The organism is Yersinia canariae, from assembly GCF_009831415.1.
In the GTDB taxonomy this organism is placed as follows: Bacteria; Pseudomonadota; Gammaproteobacteria; order Enterobacterales; family Enterobacteriaceae; genus Yersinia; species Yersinia canariae.
In genome coordinates, this window is the sequence record NZ_CP043727.1 from 285,216 (window position 1) to 302,124 (window position 16,909).

Consider the following 16,909-nt stretch of genomic DNA (forward strand, 5'->3'; position numbering starts at 1 on the left):
CTTATGAGTAATGTAAAAGATATTCAAGAAGTCGCTTATTTGTTCAAGAAGCTATGCGCTAGTTCAAAATGCGGTAAGTTAGATAGATATTCACAGAGGTTATATGACGTATAATGCGGCCCTCTGTGGAATAACCCTTGTATATAGAGGTGAATGTAATGGGTGGTATAAGTATTTGGCAGTTATTAATCATTGCCGTGATCGTTGTCTTGTTGTTTGGTACTAACAAACTGCGGACGCTAGGGTCAGATCTGGGGGCATCCATCAAAGGCTTTAAAAAAGCAATAGGTGATGAGCCACAAACCCCGCCAACTGATGCTGATAAAACCAGCAACGATGCTGACTTTGCAAAATCGATCGCTGAAAAGCAGCAGCCAGTAGTTAAAGCTGAAGAGTCTAAGAGTCACGACAAAGAGCAGGGATAAGCTGTGTTCGATATCGGGTTTAGTGAACTGCTGCTGGTACTTGTGATCGGTCTGGTCGTCCTTGGGCCAGAGCGACTACCGGTGGCGGTAAGAACAGTCGCTGGTTGGATTCGTACATTGCGTTCACTTGCGGCCACAGTGCAGAATGAATTAGCACAAGAGCTTAAAATTCAAGAGTTGCAAGACAGTCTGAAAAAAGCAGAAGAGGCTGGTTTGCAGAACCTGACCCCTGAGCTGAAAGCTTCAATGGATGAACTCAAAGAGGCTGCTGAATCGCTGAAACGGTCTTATCATTCTGACATCAGCTCGCAAGCACCACACACCATCCATAACCCGCTAGTGACCGAACCGGAAGCGATTCATGATGGTGTGACACCTGCTGAGTCCGCAACAAAGGCTCAAGCATCACCTCAAGCGCCGAGCCCTGATATTGATAAAGCCGCCACTTCGGTCGCGGTTGAAGCCACCTCTGATAGTGATGGAAAACACATTACTCAGGATGAGGTATTTTCTGCGTCTGGCTCTTCGTCTGCAGATAGGGAGTCGGTTCCTGTTATGAATGCTCCCGTAACAAAAGCGCAAACTGCCACTGTTGGCACCCATAGCACAGATTCACTTCGTGCTGACCAACCTCGAACTCACCAACCTGGCGGCGATCGGTAAACATGGCTGTTGATGATACCCAACCCCTTATTACTCATTTAATAGAATTGCGTAAGCGGCTATTGAATTGCATCATCACTATTTTAGTGGTTTTTTTCGTATTGGTTTTTTTTGCCAATGATATTTACCACTTGGTTTCAGCACCGTTGATCAAACAACTGCCTGTTGGTTCCAGTATGATCGCAACAGATGTCGCATCACCGTTCTTTACCCCGATTAAGTTGACCATGATGGTTTCGGTGTTCGTCTCAGCGCCGATGATCCTCTATCAGGTTTGGGCGTTTATAGCCCCTGCGTTGTATAAACATGAGCGCCGCTTGATGGTCCCACTGCTGATTTCCAGCAGCTTCTTATTTTATCTGGGAATGGCATTTGCTTACTTTGTTGTTTTCCCGCTAGCTTTTGGTTTTTTTGCCAAAACTGCCCCGGAAAGTGTATTAATCGCAACAGATATCACTAAGTACCTTGATTTCGTCATGGCACTTTTTATGGCTTTTGGTATTTCCTTCGAAGTCCCGATTGCGATAATTCTTCTGTGCTGGGCGGGGGTTACAACTCCTGAAGCATTGAAGAAAAAACGGCCTTATGTATTTGTTGGCGCTTTTGTTGTGGGGATGCTTCTCACCCCACCTGATGTGTTGTCACAAACATTGTTAGCAATTCCGATGTATCTATTATTTGAAGTGGGTGTGTTCTTTGCCCGTTTCTACACCGGCAAACAGCGCCGTACAGATATTGAGGAAGAGGATGAAGAAGTCGATAGTCATCCGAAAGAACCTTAAATTTCTGCTTTGATATTTTAGCCGCCCTCTGGGCGGCTTCTGTTTTGGAACACTTATGTTTGATATCGGTGTGAACTTAACCAGTTCACAATTTGCAAAAGATTGCCCTCAGGTCGTGGCCCGTGCAAAAGAAGCTGGGGTTACCGGTATGCTGATTACCGGTACTGATGCTAAAGAAAGCGTGGATGCACTTGAGCTTGCCATGGCCTATCCGGAATATTGCTGGTCAACCGCAGGTGTTCACCCTCATCATGCGAGCAGTTGGCAAATAGATGTGGAGCAGCAAATTAGGGCATTGGCAGGCAATGCCGCCGTAGTCGCCATTGGTGAGTGTGGGTTGGATTTTAATCGCAACTTCTCTACTCCCGCAGAACAAGAAATCGCCTTTACTGCACAGCTTGCTTTGGCTGCTGAACTTTCTTTGCCCGTATTCTTGCATTGCCGAGAAGCTCACGAACGGTTCATCACTTTACTTTCACCTTGGCTAGATAAAATTCCCGCCGCTGTTGTGCATTGCTTTACCGGCACTGCTGATGAATTAGATTCTTGTCTGAAATTAGGCCTATCTATCGGCATTACCGGTTGGGTTTGTGACGAACGACGCGGTCTTGAACTTAGAGCGTTATTACCGAGTATTCCTGTTCAGCAACTGCTGTTGGAAACCGATGCTCCTTATTTATTGCCGCGAGATATACATCCCAAACCTGCATCCCGCCGCAATGAGCCCTATTTTCTGCCTCATATCGTCCAGCAGGTTGCTGTCTGGCGACAAGAAGACCCTCAATGGCTGGGACAGAAAACTGATGAAAACGCCCGCCGGATTTTCCGGTTGGTTTGAGTTAGGAGAACAATATGAGCTATGCATTCCCGGGCACCTTCCCTGGTCGCCGTATGCGCCGAGTGCGCCGTCATGATTTCAGTCGTCGGCTGGTTGCTGAGAATCAGCTGACAGTCAATGATTTGATTTATCCGGTGTTTGTCATGGAAGGACACAACCATCAGCAGGCCGTTTCGTCCATGCCGGGAGTCTCGCGTATGACGATTGATTTGTTGGTGAAAGAAGCTGAGGCCATTGCCAAGCTTGGCGTCCCGGTCATATCGTTATTCCCGGTTATTGAACCAGGTATGAAATCATTACATGCGGAAGAGGCCTATAACGCGAATGGTTTGGTGCAGCGGACGGTTCGTGCACTAAAAGACGCGGTGCCAGAATTAGGTATTCTGACTGATGTCGCCCTCGATCCGTACACAACCCATGGGCAAGATGGTGTGATTGATGCTGATGGTTATGTCATCAACGACATAACCAAAGAAATTTTGGTTCGTCAGGCATTGTCACATGCAGAGGCTGGCGCTGAAATTGTTGCCCCGAGTGATATGATGGATGGCCGTATTGGTGCTATTCGCGATCAGTTGGAGTTGCAAGGATGGGTTAATACGCAAATCATGGCGTATTCAGCAAAATATGCTTCGTGCTACTACGGCCCATTCCGTGATGCCATTGGTTCCAGCAATAATTTGAAAGGCGGCAATAAAAAAGCGTATCAAATGGATCCCGCAAACAGTGATGAGGCTTTACAAGAGATTGCTCAGGACTTACAGGAAGGGGCCGATATGGTGATGGTCAAACCTGGGATGCCATATCTGGATGTGGTTCGTCGGGTGAAAGACACCTTTGGGGTTCCGACCTTTGCTTATCAGGTTTCTGGTGAATATGCGATGCACATGGCTGCAATCCAAAATGGCTGGTTGCAAGAGAAACCGACGGTAATGGAGTCTTTACTGTGCTTTAAACGCGCGGGTGCGGATGGCGTATTAACCTATTTTGCAAAGCAAGTAGCCCAGTGGTTACATGACGATCAAATGCAGCGTTAATTCTTTTGTTATCGCTAGAAACTGGGTATTAGTCATTAAGTTGCAAGGTAGGTACTGAGATACCTACCTTGAATTCAGTAAATTAAGCATTTTACTGTTTTTCGAACTGACGATTATCCAGGCTTTGTAATACCTGACTATTAAGCATATTCAGCAGCAACATTGAGCGCGCTTCGCCATCTGGCTCGGTATAAATTGCCTGTAAGCCAGAAAAAATACCCTCTGTAATTGTCACTACATCACCAGCAATGGGGATCTCCGGAGCAATGATTTTGTCCGCCGTATGGGATTGCATCTCAGCAATAACGATAGCTGGGATTACTGCGGGCTGTACGCCAAACCTAACAAAGTGACTTACACCTCGGGTGGCACTTATCGTGGTGGTATGAATATGTTCCGGATCAAACTCCACAAATAGATAATTCGGGAATAATGCTTCTGTCGTTTCAATTCGTTTTCCGCGAACCATCTTTTCGATAGCGACTACTGGTGTCCAGCAGTTCACTTCTTGCCGCTCTAGATGCTCTTTAGCGCGTAAAAGCTGACCACGTTTACAATATAACAAATGCCAATGTCTCATCATTTCATATGCCTTTAGCTACTATTTGGCAGCATAGCAAAAGTGGGGATATTTATATAGTGAGGAAAAACACACCATTTTAGATATATGTCTGTTATATAAGGATTTAGATTATTTTATATCGAAAGAATGCAATCTGTATGTGTCAATGTAAATGGCCAATAGCTGCTTGATGTTTTTTCGGGTTACCCAACCTTCATTTTAACAAAAAGACAGCAACTGCTATAAAGACAGCCTATAATGGCGCATCACATAGCCGCCGAAATGATCAGCATGAAATACCGTGACTTACGTGACTTCCTCTCGTTGCTGGAACAGAGGGGCGAACTTAAACGTATTAGCCAGCCTATTGATCCCTATCTGGAAATGACAGAAATTGCCGATCGCACTTTGCGTGCAGGTGGGCCAGCATTGCTTTTCGAGAATCCAAAAGGCTACAGCATGCCAGTGTTGTGTAATCTGTTTGGCACAGCCAAGCGGGTTGCCATGGGGATGGGGCAAGAAGATGTCAGCGCACTGCGCGATGTCGGTAAACTTTTGGCTTTCCTGAAAGAACCTGATCCTCCGAAAGGTTTTCGAGATCTATTCGATAAACTGCCGAAATTTAAGCAGGTATTGAATATGCCAACGAAATGCCTAAGCTCCGCTCCGTGTCAGGAGCAAGTGTGGGAGGGCGATGATGTTGATCTAAGTCGAATTCCTGTAATGCACTGTTGGCCTGAGGATGCCGCCCCATTAGTCTCTTGGGGGTTGACGGTGACTCGTGGCCCGCATAAAGAGCGCCAGAATCTGGGGATCTATCGCCAGCAAGTCTTGGGCAAAAACAAGTTAATTATGCGCTGGCTCTCCCATCGTGGTGGGGCTTTAGACTATCAAGAATGGTGTGAGGCGCATCCAGGAGAACGTTTCCCCGTCGCCGTCGCGCTCGGGGCTGATCCTGCGACCATTTTGGCTGCAGTAACGCCAGTGCCTGATACTCTGTCTGAATATGCTTTTGCCGGTCTATTACGCGGACATAAAACCGAAGTCGTAAAATGTCTTTCCAACTCACTTGAAGTTCCTGCAAGTGCAGAAATTGTATTGGAAGGATATATTGAGCAGGGTGAGATGGCACCAGAAGGCCCTTATGGTGACCATACCGGTTATTACAATGAGGTTGATAGTTTCCCTGTCTTTACCGTCACACATATTACCCAACGTAAAGACGCGATTTATCATTCAACCTATACTGGCCGCCCACCCGATGAACCGGCAGTAATGGGCGTTGCACTGAACGAAGTATTTGTGCCTATTTTGCAAAAGCAATTCCCTGAGATTGTTGATTTTTATCTGCCGCCAGAAGGCTGTTCATACCGCCTGGCCGTGGTGACCATCAAGAAACAGTATGCTGGTCATGCAAAACGCGTGATGATGGGTGTTTGGTCGTTTTTACGTCAGTTTATGTATACGAAATTTGTTATTGTTTGTGACGATGACATTAACGCCCGTGATTGGAATGATGTGATTTGGGCAATTACGACCCGAATGGATCCGTCGCGCGATACGGTATTAATTGAAAATACGCCAATAGATTATTTGGATTTCGCCTCACCGGTTTCCGGTTTGGGATCGAAAATGGGGCTGGATGCCACCAACAAATGGCCAGCTGAGACCCCGCGTGAATGGGGGCGTCCTATTAAGATGGATGAAGAAGTTCGCGCCCGCGTTGATGCTATTTGGGATGAGCTCGCCATTTTCAGTGACAAAGAGACGAAACGCTAACCGGCGTCCATTTTGTCCTTAGTTTTGCATTTGATGACCCGACAGAGGGAAGGCATGACAACTTTAAGCTGTAAAGTAACCTCCGTAGAGGCCATTACCGATACGGTGTACCGGGTGCAACTGGTACCTGCATCCGCATTTTCTTTCCGTGCTGGGCAGTATTTGATGGTCGTCATGGATGAGCGCGATAAGCGCCCATTCTCTATGGCATCCACGCCACTGCAAAAAGACTCCATCGAGCTGCATATCGGGGCTTCGGAACTGAATCTATACGCCATGGCGGTGATGGACCGAATTCTGAAAGAGAAAACACTGGATGTGGACATCCCTCATGGTGAGGCGTGGTTCCGCGAAGGCAGTCACCGGCCATTGATTTTGATTGCTGGCGGGACCGGTTTTTCCTATGCGCGTTCAGTTTTGTTGGCGGCGTTAGCGGAGCAACCGGATCGTGAAGTTTCCATCTATTGGGGTGGGCGCGAAGCGGTGCATTTATATGATCTTGGCGAGCTGGAAGCGCTATCAATTAAGTATCCGCAGTTGAAAGTTATTCCTGTGGTTGAGCAGCCCGAAGAGGGTTGGCGCGGTCGTACCGGAACCGTTTTGAGCGCCGTGCTGCAAGACTACGGCTCTCTCGCGGAGCAGGATATTTATATTGCAGGCCGTTTCGAAATGGCCAAAATTGCCCGTGAGCGTTTCTGTGCTGAACGGGGCGCGCAGGAAGCACACATCTTTGGTGATGCTTTTGCCTTTATCTGAGTAAAAAGCCCGCCCCTGACAGGCGGGAAAACGGCAACTAAACTCCAGTCTAAGGGCCTGTATTCAGGCCCTTAATGTTTTTGGTCATACGCGTTCAAAGATAGTCGCGATTCCTTGGCCTAAACCGATACACATGGTCGCCAGGCCGAATTGCACATCACGGCGTTCCATCAGATTGAGCAACGTGGTCGAAATACGCGCCCCGGAACAACCCAATGGATGGCCGAGAGCAATGGCGCCGCCATTCAGGTTGACCTTGTCATCCATACTTTCCAGCAGCCCCAAACCTTTCAGGCAAGCCAGTGATTGAGCGGCAAACGCCTCATTTAATTCAAATAAACCAATATCTTCGAGCTTGAGCCCAGCACGTTTCAATGCCAATTGACTGGCAGGGACTGGGCCATATCCCATAATCGAGGGGTCACAGCCGACGACGGCCATAGAACGAATGCGCGCACGAGGTGTTAAACCTAATGATTTTGCACGTGATTCACTCATGATAAGCATTGCAGAAGCACCATCGGAAAGAGCAGATGATGTTCCGGCTGTCACAGTACCATTCACCGGATCAAAGGCTGGGCGTAGCGCCGCTAAACCTGCCAGATTAGTTTCAGGGCGAATAACTTCATCGAAATCAAAACGTTTTAATATTCCGTCGGCATCATGCCCATTCGTGGCGACAATCTCATTGGCAAAATGACCAGCCTGTGTCGCCGCATAGGCGCGTTGATGGGAGCGCAGAGCAAACTCATCTTGTGACTGGCGACTGATATTGTGAATTTTTGCCAGCATTTCGGCCGTTAATCCCATCATTCCAGCCGCTTTAGCGACAGTGCGGCCCATACCTGGATGGAAATCAACACCGTGATTCATAGGCACATGGCCCATATGTTCCACGCCACCAATCAAACTGACTTGTGCATCACCCACCATGATAGCTCTGGCACCATCATGCAAAGCTTGCATTGAGGAGCCACACAGGCGGTTAACTGTTACCGCAGGAACACTATGGGGAATTTCGGCCAGCAAAGAAGCATTGCGGGCAATATTAAAGCCCTGCTCTAGCGTTTGTTGCACACAACCCCAATAGATATCGTCGATTTCGGCGGCATTCAACCCAGGATTACGGCTTAACACTTCCCGCATTAAATGGGCAGAGAGATCTTCCGCCCGAACATGACGGAATGCTCCGCCTTTGGAGCGGCCCATCGGGGTGCGGACGGCATCTATAATGACTACATTTTCCATGTTTTCAGACCTCATGCCGGTTGACTGGTAGAAACATCAAGCAGCGCTGCTGCCACAGGATAATAGCTTTCGTTATGTTCAGCTTTGGATCTTAATCCTGGTGGAACTTGATATAGCGCACCAAGATGGGCATAGCGTTGAGCCATTTCGACATAATTTGCACTGCCGATGGTGTCAAGGTAACGGAAAACACCGCCGTGGAATGGCGGGAACCCAAGGCCATATACTAGCGCCATATCACCTTCCGCCGGGCTGGCGATAATGCCTTCCTCCAGGCATCGCACCACTTCATTGATCATTGGAATCATAGTGCGGGCAATAATGTCATCATCACTAAATTTCTGGATGGGTTGGCTGACTTGTGCCAGTAATGCATCGGCTTGTTCATCATTCTCTTTGCGCGGTTTACCTTTGGCATCTTGGGTATAGCGGTAGAAGCCTTGGCCATTCTTTTGACCAAATCGTTGATTATCAAACATCACGTCAACTGCATCGCGATAATCTTTACTCATACGATCAGGGAAACCAGCAGCCATCACGGCTTGCGCATGATGCGCGGTATCAATACCCACCACATCTAATAAGTAAGCAGGGCCCATTGGCCAGCCAAATTGTTTTTCCATTACTTTATCAATTTGGCGGAAGTCTGCGCCGTCTCTGACTAACATGCCGAATCCCGCCAGATACGGGAATAAGACACGGTTAACAAAGAAACCTGGGCAATCATTCACCACAATAGGGGTTTTACCCATTTGCGTGGCGTATGCAACAACAGCAGCGATAGTTTTATCTGAGGTTTTTGCACCGCGAATAATCTCAACCAACGGCATCCGATGCACCGGGTTGAAGAAATGCATGCCGCAGAAGTTTTCTGGGCGCTTAAGGGACTTAGCGAGCTGATCAATCGGAATTGTAGAGGTGTTCGAGGCTAAAACAGTCTCCTCACCAATGAGTGCTTCAACCTCGGCAAGGACGGCCGCTTTCACTTTTGGATTTTCCACCACGGCCTCCACGATGACTTGGGCGCGTTCAATACCGGTGTAATCCAATGTCGGCTGGATGGTCGCCAGGATATTCGCCATTTTCAGACCATCTATTTTGCCGCGTTCCCATTGTTTATTCAGTAGCTTGGCGGCTTCATTCATCCCCAATGTCAGGGATTTGTCATTAATATCTTTCATTATGACCGGCACACCTTTCAGTGCCGATTGATAGGCAATACCGCCGCCCATAATCCCCGCACCCAGCACCGCGGCCTGTTTTGGCGCACTGATACCTTTGGCGAGTTTTTTGGCCTGGCCTTTAACATATTGGTCATTCAGGAAAATACCGACTAATGCACGCGCTTCATTGGAACCCGCTAATGGAACAAAACTATTGGTTTCCAGCTTCAATGCTTCGGCTCGGCCAAATTTTGCAGCGGCTTCAATGGTTTTGACGGCGGTCAACGGTGCCGGATAGTGTTTACCTGCCACTTGCATGACCATGCCTTTAGCAATGGTAAAGCACATGGCGGCTTCGGTCGGGTTGAGCTTCAGCGGCTCTAATTTCGGGCGGCGCGCTGCTTTCCAGTCGAGCTTCCCGTCAATGGCCTGTTTCAGCATAACTAAAGCGGCATCGGCCAGCTTCTCAGGGGCGACGACGGCATCAACCAACCCAACTTTTAAGGCATCTTTGGCAATAATATCTTTGCCCGCGGCGATAATTTCCAGCGCACTGTCAGCACCTAATAAGCGCGGTAAACGTACCGAACCGCCAAAGCCCGGCATGATACCCAGCTTGGTTTCTGGCAGGCCGATTCGGGTTTCCGGCGAGGCAACACGGAAATCTGTGGCGAGAATACATTCACATCCACCACCCAGCGCATATCCATTGATTGCAGAAATGGTCGGCACTGGTAAGTCTTCTAAACGATTGAAAATATCGTTGGCGAAAACCAACCATTGATGCAGTTTTTCTGGTGGCTCGTTAAACAGGGACAGAAACTCGGTGATATCGGCACCGACAATAAAAGCTGCTTTGGCAGAACGCAGTAGCAACCCTTTGAGTTCACTTTGTTTTTCCAGCACAGCCAGGGCTTCACCCAAATTGGCTACAGTTTTGGTATCCAGTTTATTAACTGAACCCGGTGCATCAAACACCAACTCGGCAATGCCGTTTTGCAGCCAGTGAAGCTTTAGTGTTTCGCTTTGGTAGAGCATATCTATCTCCTGAATAAGCGCATGTGATCTGGTATGACCAGATATTTAGGAAGTGTGGATATTTTGTTAATGAATTGCAAACAAGAGATTGATTTTTTGCAGTGAAGATCACAGTCGATCAGAAAGGATAATTGATTTTTATCGAGTTTATTCGCGACGAATTGAGTGGGGAAATATTGAATTTAGCGCGCCAGGTAATGTATTTGCCTGGTAGATAAGAGGTCGTCGAAACATGGCTTTAGCGACTATGATAAGATAAAAAAATTAAGTTCTAATAGCAAAGGGTACTGTGATGGAAACGCTGGCTTCTTTATATAACGAACATTTATCCACCCTACAACAACGCACCCGCGATGTGTTAGAGCGCCATCAGTTGGACGCTTTACTGATTCATTCCGGTGAGTTACAACGTATTTTCCTTGATGACCGCGACTATCCTTTTAAAGTGAATGCCCAATTCAAAGCTTGGGTGCCGGTGACGCAAGTTCCAAACTGCTGGTTATGGGTTGATGGTGTTAATACGCCGAAGTTATGGTTTTACTCCCCGGTAGATTATTGGCACAGTGTTGAACCGCTACCTGATAGCTTCTGGACCCAACAACTGGATATTCAGCCGTTAGCTAACGCCGATGACATTGCACAGCAATTACCTGTGCCGCGCGAGCGAGTGGCCTATATTGGTTATGCTCAGCAACGCGCGCAAGCTCTGGGATTCAGTGCCGAAAACATTAACCCCAAACCGGTGTTGGATTACCTTCACTTTTACCGCTCTTATAAAACAGATTATGAACTGGCGTGCATGCGCGAAGCCCAAAAGATGGCGGTCGCTGGGCATCGGGCTGCACATGAAGCATTCCAGTCGGGTATGAGTGAGTTTGACATCAATTTGGCGTATCTAATGGCTACGGGTCACCGTGATACTGATGTGCCATACGATAATATTGTTGCGCTGAATGAGAATTCGGCAGTGCTGCATTACACCACATTGCAACATCAGCCCCCGGCAGAGATTCGTAGTTTCCTAATTGATGCAGGCGCTGAATACAATGGTTATGCTGCTGATCTGACTCGTACTTATGCTGCAAACAGTGAAAGCGATTTTGCCGCATTGGTTGCAGACCTTAATAATGAACAGCTTGAACTGATCAAAACCATTAAAAGTGGCGAACGCTATACCGATTATCATATTCAGATGCATCAGCGTATTGCCAAACTGCTGCGCACTCATAATCTGGTCACCGGTATCAGTGAAGAGGCGATGGTTGAAAAAGGCATTACCTGCCCATTCTTGCCGCATGGATTGGGTCACCCGCTTGGGCTGCAAGTTCATGATACTGCTGGATTTATGCAAGATGACAAAGGAACGCATCTCAGTGCGCCATCCCAATATCCTTACTTGCGTTGCACGCGTATCCTGCAACCCCGCATGGTACTGACCATTGAGCCGGGCCTCTACTTTATCGAATCTCTATTGGCCCCTTGGCGCGCGGGTGAATTCAGCCAGTATTTCAATTGGGAACTTATTGATGCGCTGAAGCCTTATGGTGGTATTCGTATAGAAGATAATATCGTTATTCATGATAATCGGGTCGAGAACATGACACGTGACCTGAAGCTGGCCTAATGCAGCCTTATTTGATACCTGCGGCTCCGGTAACTGTCAGCGAAGAAATCAAGAAAAGCCGTTTCATCACCTTGCTGGCACATACCAGCGGGGTGAGTGAAGCAAAAGAATTTATTCAGCAGATAAAGCAGCAGCACCCAACAGCCCGGCATCATTGCTGGGCTTTTGTTGCCGGGACACCAACAGATTCACAGCAATTAGGTTTTTCCGATGATGGTGAGCCCTCGGGCACAGCGGGTAAACCTATTCTGGCGCAGCTGATGGGCAGTGGGATTGGTGAAATCACGGCCGTGGTTGTGCGCTATTATGGCGGCATCAAGCTCGGTACTGGCGGGTTAGTCAGGGCGTATGGCAGTGGTGTTCAACAAGCGTTAAAGCAGATTGAAGTAAAATATAAAGTCCCACAGGTAGAATATACTTTGCAGTGTGACTATGCGCAGCTCGCGATGGTCGAAACATTATTACAGCAGGTTGAAGGCCAGATTTTACAGAGTGAATATGCACAACTCGTGACACTTCATCTCTCTTTGCCAGCAACTCAAGCCAGTCAGGTCGGGGATAAATTGCGAGATCTCAGTCGTGGTACGTTGCAATTGACGCCCATTTCGCAATAATCCCCATCCAAGTGAATTGCTAAGGAACGTGCCGGAATGCATTTTCGTGCCATAACCCGTATTGTTGGTCTGCTGGTCATCTTATTCTCCGGGACAATGTTTATTCCCGGGCTAGTGGCCTTGATCTATCGTGATGGTGCCGGCCGTGCCTTCAGCGAAACTTTTTTTGTTGCTCTGGCGATAGGCCTGTTGCTTTGGCTACCAAACCGAAAACAGAAGCATGAGTTGAAACCCCGCGAGGGCTTTCTCATCGTGGTGCTGTTCTGGACGGTACTGGGCAGTGTCGGGGCATTACCTTTTCTATTCTCAGAACGACCCAATCTTTCGTTAACTGATGCATTCTTTGAATCATTCTCCGGGCTGACCACCACCGGGGCCACCACACTGGTGGGATTGGATTCACTGCCCAAAGCTATTTTATTCTATCGACAAATGCTGCAATGGCTTGGCGGCATGGGGATCATCGTCTTGGCGGTGGCTATTTTGCCTATCTTGGGCGTCGGGGGCATGCAGCTCTATCGTGCAGAAATGCCCGGCCCGTTGAAAGATAATAAAATGCGCCCCCGAATTGCTGAAACGGCTAAAACACTGTGGCTTATCTATGTCTTACTGACCATTGCCTGCGCACTTTCGCTATGGGGCGCGGGGATGTCGGTGTTTGATGCCATTTCTCACAGTTTCTCAACAATTGCCATAGGCGGCTTCTCTACTCATGACGCCAGTATCGGTTACTTCAATAGCCCGACGATTAACACCATTATTGGCATTTTCCTGCTGATTTCGGGCTGTAACTTTGGTCTACATTTCGCCGTACTCAGTGGCCGAAGTTTGAAAGTTTATTGGCGCGATCCCGAATTCCGTATGTTTATCTTTGTACAATTGACGCTGGTTATCGTTTGTACCTTGGTACTCTGGCAACACAGTGTGTACAAATCGGGGCTGGAAACATTAAACCAGGCCTTTTTCCAAGTGGTGTCCATGGCGACCACTGCGGGGTTCACGACAGACAGCATTTCTAAGTGGCCGCTGTTCCTGCCGATACTCTTATTATGTTCTGCTTTTATAGGGGGCTGTGCGGGGTCGACTGGCGGCGGATTGAAAGTTATCCGTATTCTGTTGCTTTATCTGCAAGGCTCACGTGAATTAAAACGTTTAGTGCATCCAAACGCGGTTTACACCATTAAATTGGGGCGGCGAGCATTACCGGAAAGAATATTGGAAGCGGTCTGGGGGTTCTTCTCCGCCTATGCTTTGGTTTTTATCATTAGTATGTTGGCGATTATCGCGACGGGGGTTGATGAGTTCTCTGCTTTTGCGGCGGTCACCGCAACTTTGAACAATCTTGGGCCAGGTCTGGGGGTTGTTGCTGATAACTTTACCTCTATGAACCCAGCGGCGAAATGGATACTGGTGATAACCATGTTATTTGGTCGATTGGAAGTTTTCACCCTACTGGTTCTTTTCACCCCAACATTCTGGCGTGAGTAATTCTGCATAAGGAACATTGCTATGAAAGTACTGATACTTTACTCCAGCCGAGACGGCCAAACACAAAACATCGCCTCTTATATAGCTAAGGAATTATCGGCAACAGCGACGTGTGAAATACAAGACTTGGCAGGAGTAGGGCAAATAGACTTGAACCAGTATCAACAAGTGATGATTGGTGCTTCGGTGCGTTATGGCCATTTCAGTCCAGTATTAAGTAAATTCGTCAATAAACACGTCGAACAGCTCAATCAGATGCCGAGCGCGTTCTTTGCTGTCAATCTTACTGCTCGCAAACCAGAAAAACGTTCGCCACAGACCAACGCCTATGTCCGTAAGTTTTTGCTGAGCACACCGTGGCAGCCCACATTGTGCACGGTATTCGCTGGAGCGCTGCGTTATCCGCGTTATCGGTGGATAGACCGGGTCATGATTCAACTTATTATGCGCATGACGGGCGGCGAAACAGATACCAGTAAAGAAGTTGAGTATACCGATTGGCAACAGGTAAGCGGTTTTACACAGGATTTCTCTGCGCTACAGTACGAAAAGTAACAATAATGGTGGTTATCACCGCAAATTGCTGAAATAAAACACGGTTGAAAAGTTTTTTCAAATTAGGGGTTGCAGGCTGTCAGGAACTCCCTATAATGCGCCTCCACTGACCGGGAACAACGAAACATACTTCGCCGGGTCAGGAAGAGAAAAGATAGACTTTGACTTCGAAAGAAAACAAATAAACTCTTGACTCTTCAGCGGGAAAGCGTATTATCTGCCTCCCGCGTTACCGTAAGATTCGCCGCAAGGCAAACGGGTAACGAACGCTCTTTAACAATTTATCAGACAATCTGTGTGGGCACTCGCAAGACGATATCGAAGCCTGTTTCGACAGGCAGAAGCAATATCAAAGTCTTGAAGAGTGACCAAAGCAGTACACATTTGAACCTCGGTTCGAATGCATATTTGCAGAAAGTAATCTTTGAGCATCGCTACTTTCATTAGTAGCAAATCAAACAAATCTTAAATTGAAGAGTTTGATCATGGCTCAGATTGAACGCTGGCGGCAGGCCTAACACATGCAAGTCGAGCGGCAGCGGGAAGTAGTTTACTACTTCGCCGGCGAGCGGCGGACGGGTGAGTAATGTCTGGGAAACTGCCTGATGGAGGGGGATAACTACTGGAAACGGTAGCTAATACCGCATGACCTCGCAAGAGCAAAGTGGGGGACCTTAGGGCCTCACGCCATCGGATGTGCCCAGATGGGATTAGCTAGTAGGTGGGGTAACGGCTCACCTAGGCGACGATCCCTAGCTGGTCTGAGAGGATGACCAGCCACACTGGAACTGAGACACGGTCCAGACTCCTACGGGAGGCAGCAGTGGGGAATATTGCACAATGGGCGCAAGCCTGATGCAGCCATGCCGCGTGTGTGAAGAAGGCCTTCGGGTTGTAAAGCACTTTCAGCGAGGAGGAAGGCATTGTGGTTAATAACCGCAGTGATTGACGTTACTCGCAGAAGAAGCACCGGCTAACTCCGTGCCAGCAGCCGCGGTAATACGGAGGGTGCAAGCGTTAATCGGAATTACTGGGCGTAAAGCGCACGCAGGCGGTTTGTTAAGTCAGATGTGAAATCCCCGCGCTTAACGTGGGAACTGCATTTGAAACTGGCAAGCTAGAGTCTTGTAGAGGGGGGGTAGAATTCCAGGTGTAGCGGTGAAATGCGTAGAGATCTGGAGGAATACCGGTGGCGAAGGCGGCCCCCTGGACAAAGACTGACGCTCAGGTGCGAAAGCGTGGGGAGCAAACAGGATTAGATACCCTGGTAGTCCACGCTGTAAACGATGTCGACTTGGAGGTTGTGCCCTTGAGGCGTGGCTTCCGGAGCTAACGCGTTAAGTCGACCGCCTGGGGAGTACGGCCGCAAGGTTAAAACTCAAATGAATTGACGGGGGCCCGCACAAGCGGTGGAGCATGTGGTTTAATTCGATGCAACGCGAAGAACCTTACCTACTCTTGACATCCACAGAACTTAGCAGAGATGCTTCGGTGCCTTCGGGAACTGTGAGACAGGTGCTGCATGGCTGTCGTCAGCTCGTGTTGTGAAATGTTGGGTTAAGTCCCGCAACGAGCGCAACCCTTATCCTTTGTTGCCAGCACGTAATGGTGGGAACTCAAAGGAGACTGCCGGTGATAAACCGGAGGAAGGTGGGGATGACGTCAAGTCATCATGGCCCTTACGAGTAGGGCTACACACGTGCTACAATGGCAGATACAAAGTGAAGCGAACTCGCGAGAGCAAGCGGACCACATAAAGTCTGTCGTAGTCCGGATTGGAGTCTGCAACTCGACTCCATGAAGTCGGAATCGCTAGTAATCGTAGATCAGAATGCTACGGTGAATACGTTCCCGGGCCTTGTACACACCGCCCGTCACACCATGGGAGTGGGTTGCAAAAGAAGTAGGTAGCTTAACCTTCGGGAGGGCGCTTACCACTTTGTGATTCATGACTGGGGTGAAGTCGTAACAAGGTAACCGTAGGGGAACCTGCGGTTGGATCACCTCCTTACCTAACGATACGCATTGCGCAGTGTCCACACAGATTGTCTGATGAATGTAAACGAGCAAGAGCACCTGTTGATGTTGTGAGTTTCGACTCATGCTGATGCAAAAACGATTAAGTTGAATGATTTAATCGGATTTTTGTGTCCCCATCGTCTAGAGGCCTAGGACACTGCCCTTTCACGGCTGTAACAGGGGTTCGAATCCCCTTGGGGACGCCACTCCGATAATGTGTGAAAGACATTATCACCGGTTCTTTATGAACTGAAAATATCTTAAAGATGACTTTAACGAGTCGTGTTTAAGATATTGCTCTTTAACAATCTGGAACAA

14 protein-coding genes, 1 tRNA gene and 1 rRNA gene are annotated in these 16,909 nt (G+C 48.2%); 13 read left to right on the forward strand and 3 right to left on the reverse strand.

Annotated elements, in window-relative coordinates:
- Positions 1 to 158: 158 nt before the first annotated feature.
- The 5 genes from tatA to hemB are packed head-to-tail and all read left to right on the forward strand — an operon-like array spanning position 159 to position 3,745.
- On the forward strand, positions 159 to 425 hold the full coding sequence (tatA, locus tag F0T03_RS01295) for a Sec-independent protein translocase subunit TatA (RefSeq protein ID WP_145556125.1): 267 nt from the start codon (positions 159 to 161) through the stop codon (positions 423 to 425).
- A gap of 3 nt (positions 426 to 428) precedes the next feature.
- Entirely contained in the window at positions 429 to 1,088 is a 660-nt protein-coding gene (tatB, locus tag F0T03_RS01300; protein ID WP_145556126.1) for a Sec-independent protein translocase protein TatB, read from the forward strand.
- A gap of 2 nt (positions 1,089 to 1,090) precedes the next feature.
- Positions 1,091 to 1,870 (forward strand): Sec-independent protein translocase subunit TatC, encoded by a 780-nt coding sequence (gene tatC, locus F0T03_RS01305; RefSeq protein ID WP_159677082.1) that lies wholly within the window; start codon positions 1,091 to 1,093, stop codon positions 1,868 to 1,870.
- Positions 1,871 to 1,925: 55 nt separating this feature from the next.
- The gene (gene tatD / locus F0T03_RS01310; protein ID WP_159677083.1) at positions 1,926 to 2,708 is read left to right on the forward strand and encodes a 3'-5' ssDNA/RNA exonuclease TatD; all 783 of its coding nucleotides are present in this window, start codon (positions 1,926 to 1,928) and stop codon (positions 2,706 to 2,708) included.
- Positions 2,709 to 2,722: 14 nt separating this feature from the next.
- Entirely contained in the window at positions 2,723 to 3,745 is a 1,023-nt protein-coding gene (hemB, locus tag F0T03_RS01315) for a porphobilinogen synthase (RefSeq protein ID WP_159677084.1), read from the forward strand.
- 91 nt (positions 3,746 to 3,836) lie between these two features.
- Here hemB and rfaH read toward each other — a convergent pair whose 3' ends face one another.
- Entirely contained in the window at positions 3,837 to 4,325 is a 489-nt protein-coding gene (gene rfaH / locus F0T03_RS01320; RefSeq protein ID WP_145556145.1) for a transcription/translation regulatory transformer protein RfaH, read from the reverse strand.
- Between the two features lie 264 nt (positions 4,326 to 4,589).
- Between rfaH and ubiD the strand changes: the two genes are divergently transcribed.
- Together ubiD and fre are read left to right on the forward strand one after the other, a co-directional pair.
- Positions 4,590 to 6,086, forward strand: a complete 1,497-nt coding sequence (gene ubiD, locus F0T03_RS01325; protein ID WP_159680610.1) for a 4-hydroxy-3-polyprenylbenzoate decarboxylase — start codon at positions 4,590 to 4,592, stop codon at positions 6,084 to 6,086.
- Between the two features lie 54 nt (positions 6,087 to 6,140).
- Entirely contained in the window at positions 6,141 to 6,842 is a 702-nt protein-coding gene (gene fre, locus F0T03_RS01330; protein WP_145556130.1) for an NAD(P)H-flavin reductase, read from the forward strand.
- An 84-nt stretch (positions 6,843 to 6,926) separates the two neighbouring features.
- Here the strand turns inward: fre and fadA are convergent, their stop codons facing one another.
- Together fadA and fadB are read right to left on the reverse strand one after the other, a co-directional pair.
- Positions 6,927 to 8,090, reverse strand: a complete 1,164-nt coding sequence (fadA, locus tag F0T03_RS01335; RefSeq protein WP_145556131.1) for an acetyl-CoA C-acyltransferase FadA — start codon at positions 8,088 to 8,090, stop codon at positions 6,927 to 6,929.
- Positions 8,091 to 8,101: 11 nt separating this feature from the next.
- Positions 8,102 to 10,291: a fatty acid oxidation complex subunit alpha FadB gene (fadB, locus tag F0T03_RS01340; RefSeq protein ID WP_145556132.1), complete on the reverse strand. Its 2,190-nt coding sequence runs from the start codon at positions 10,289 to 10,291 to the stop codon at positions 8,102 to 8,104.
- Positions 10,292 to 10,583: 292 nt separating this feature from the next.
- Between fadB and pepQ the strand changes: the two genes are divergently transcribed.
- The 6 genes from pepQ to F0T03_RS01375 all read left to right on the forward strand — a co-directional run bounded on the left by pepQ (position 10,584) and on the right by F0T03_RS01375 (position 16,797).
- On the forward strand, positions 10,584 to 11,915 hold the full coding sequence (gene pepQ, locus F0T03_RS01345) for a Xaa-Pro dipeptidase (RefSeq protein WP_159677085.1): 1,332 nt from the start codon (positions 10,584 to 10,586) through the stop codon (positions 11,913 to 11,915).
- Positions 11,915 to 12,529 carry an IMPACT family protein gene (locus F0T03_RS01350; protein WP_159677086.1) on the forward strand — a complete coding sequence of 205 codons (615 nt, stop codon included), beginning with the start codon at positions 11,915 to 11,917 and terminating at the stop codon, positions 12,527 to 12,529. Before pepQ ends, F0T03_RS01350 begins: the two co-directional genes overlap by 1 nt.
- Before the next feature lie 36 nt (positions 12,530 to 12,565).
- Positions 12,566 to 14,017 (forward strand): Trk system potassium transporter TrkH, encoded by a 1,452-nt coding sequence (gene trkH / locus F0T03_RS01355; protein ID WP_050101031.1) that lies wholly within the window; start codon positions 12,566 to 12,568, stop codon positions 14,015 to 14,017.
- Positions 14,018 to 14,038: 21 nt separating this feature from the next.
- A complete protein-coding gene (gene hemG / locus F0T03_RS01360; protein WP_145556135.1) occupies positions 14,039 to 14,572 on the forward strand; it encodes a menaquinone-dependent protoporphyrinogen IX dehydrogenase in 534 nt (177 codons plus the stop codon).
- Between the two features lie 467 nt (positions 14,573 to 15,039).
- A 16S ribosomal RNA gene (locus F0T03_RS01370) occupies positions 15,040 to 16,583 on the forward strand.
- Positions 16,584 to 16,721: 138 nt separating this feature from the next.
- A tRNA-Glu gene (locus tag F0T03_RS01375) sits at positions 16,722 to 16,797 on the forward strand.
- Positions 16,798 to 16,909: the final 112 nt, after the last annotated feature.

Coding starts and splice junctions, on each gene's coding strand:
- rfaH (WP_145556145.1), bottom strand. CDS start 4,325: ATGAGACATTGGCATTTGTTATATTGTAAACGTGGTCAGCTTTTACGC.
- fadB (WP_145556132.1), bottom strand. CDS start 10,291: ATGCTCTACCAAAGCGAAACACTAAAGCTTCACTGGCTGCAAAACGGC.
- hemG (WP_145556135.1), top strand. CDS start 14,039: ATGAAAGTACTGATACTTTACTCCAGCCGAGACGGCCAAACACAAAAC.
- ubiD (WP_159680610.1), top strand. CDS start 4,590: ATGATCAGCATGAAATACCGTGACTTACGTGACTTCCTCTCGTTGCTG.
- fadA (WP_145556131.1), bottom strand. CDS start 8,090: ATGGAAAATGTAGTCATTATAGATGCCGTCCGCACCCCGATGGGCCGC.
- tatA (WP_145556125.1), top strand. CDS start 159: ATGGGTGGTATAAGTATTTGGCAGTTATTAATCATTGCCGTGATCGTT.
- hemB (WP_159677084.1), top strand. CDS start 2,723: ATGAGCTATGCATTCCCGGGCACCTTCCCTGGTCGCCGTATGCGCCGA.
- pepQ (WP_159677085.1), top strand. CDS start 10,584: ATGGAAACGCTGGCTTCTTTATATAACGAACATTTATCCACCCTACAA.
- fre (WP_145556130.1), top strand. CDS start 6,141: ATGACAACTTTAAGCTGTAAAGTAACCTCCGTAGAGGCCATTACCGAT.
- tatC (WP_159677082.1), top strand. CDS start 1,091: ATGGCTGTTGATGATACCCAACCCCTTATTACTCATTTAATAGAATTG.
- tatD (WP_159677083.1), top strand. CDS start 1,926: ATGTTTGATATCGGTGTGAACTTAACCAGTTCACAATTTGCAAAAGAT.
- trkH (WP_050101031.1), top strand. CDS start 12,566: ATGCATTTTCGTGCCATAACCCGTATTGTTGGTCTGCTGGTCATCTTA.
- F0T03_RS01350 (WP_159677086.1), top strand. CDS start 11,915: ATGCAGCCTTATTTGATACCTGCGGCTCCGGTAACTGTCAGCGAAGAA.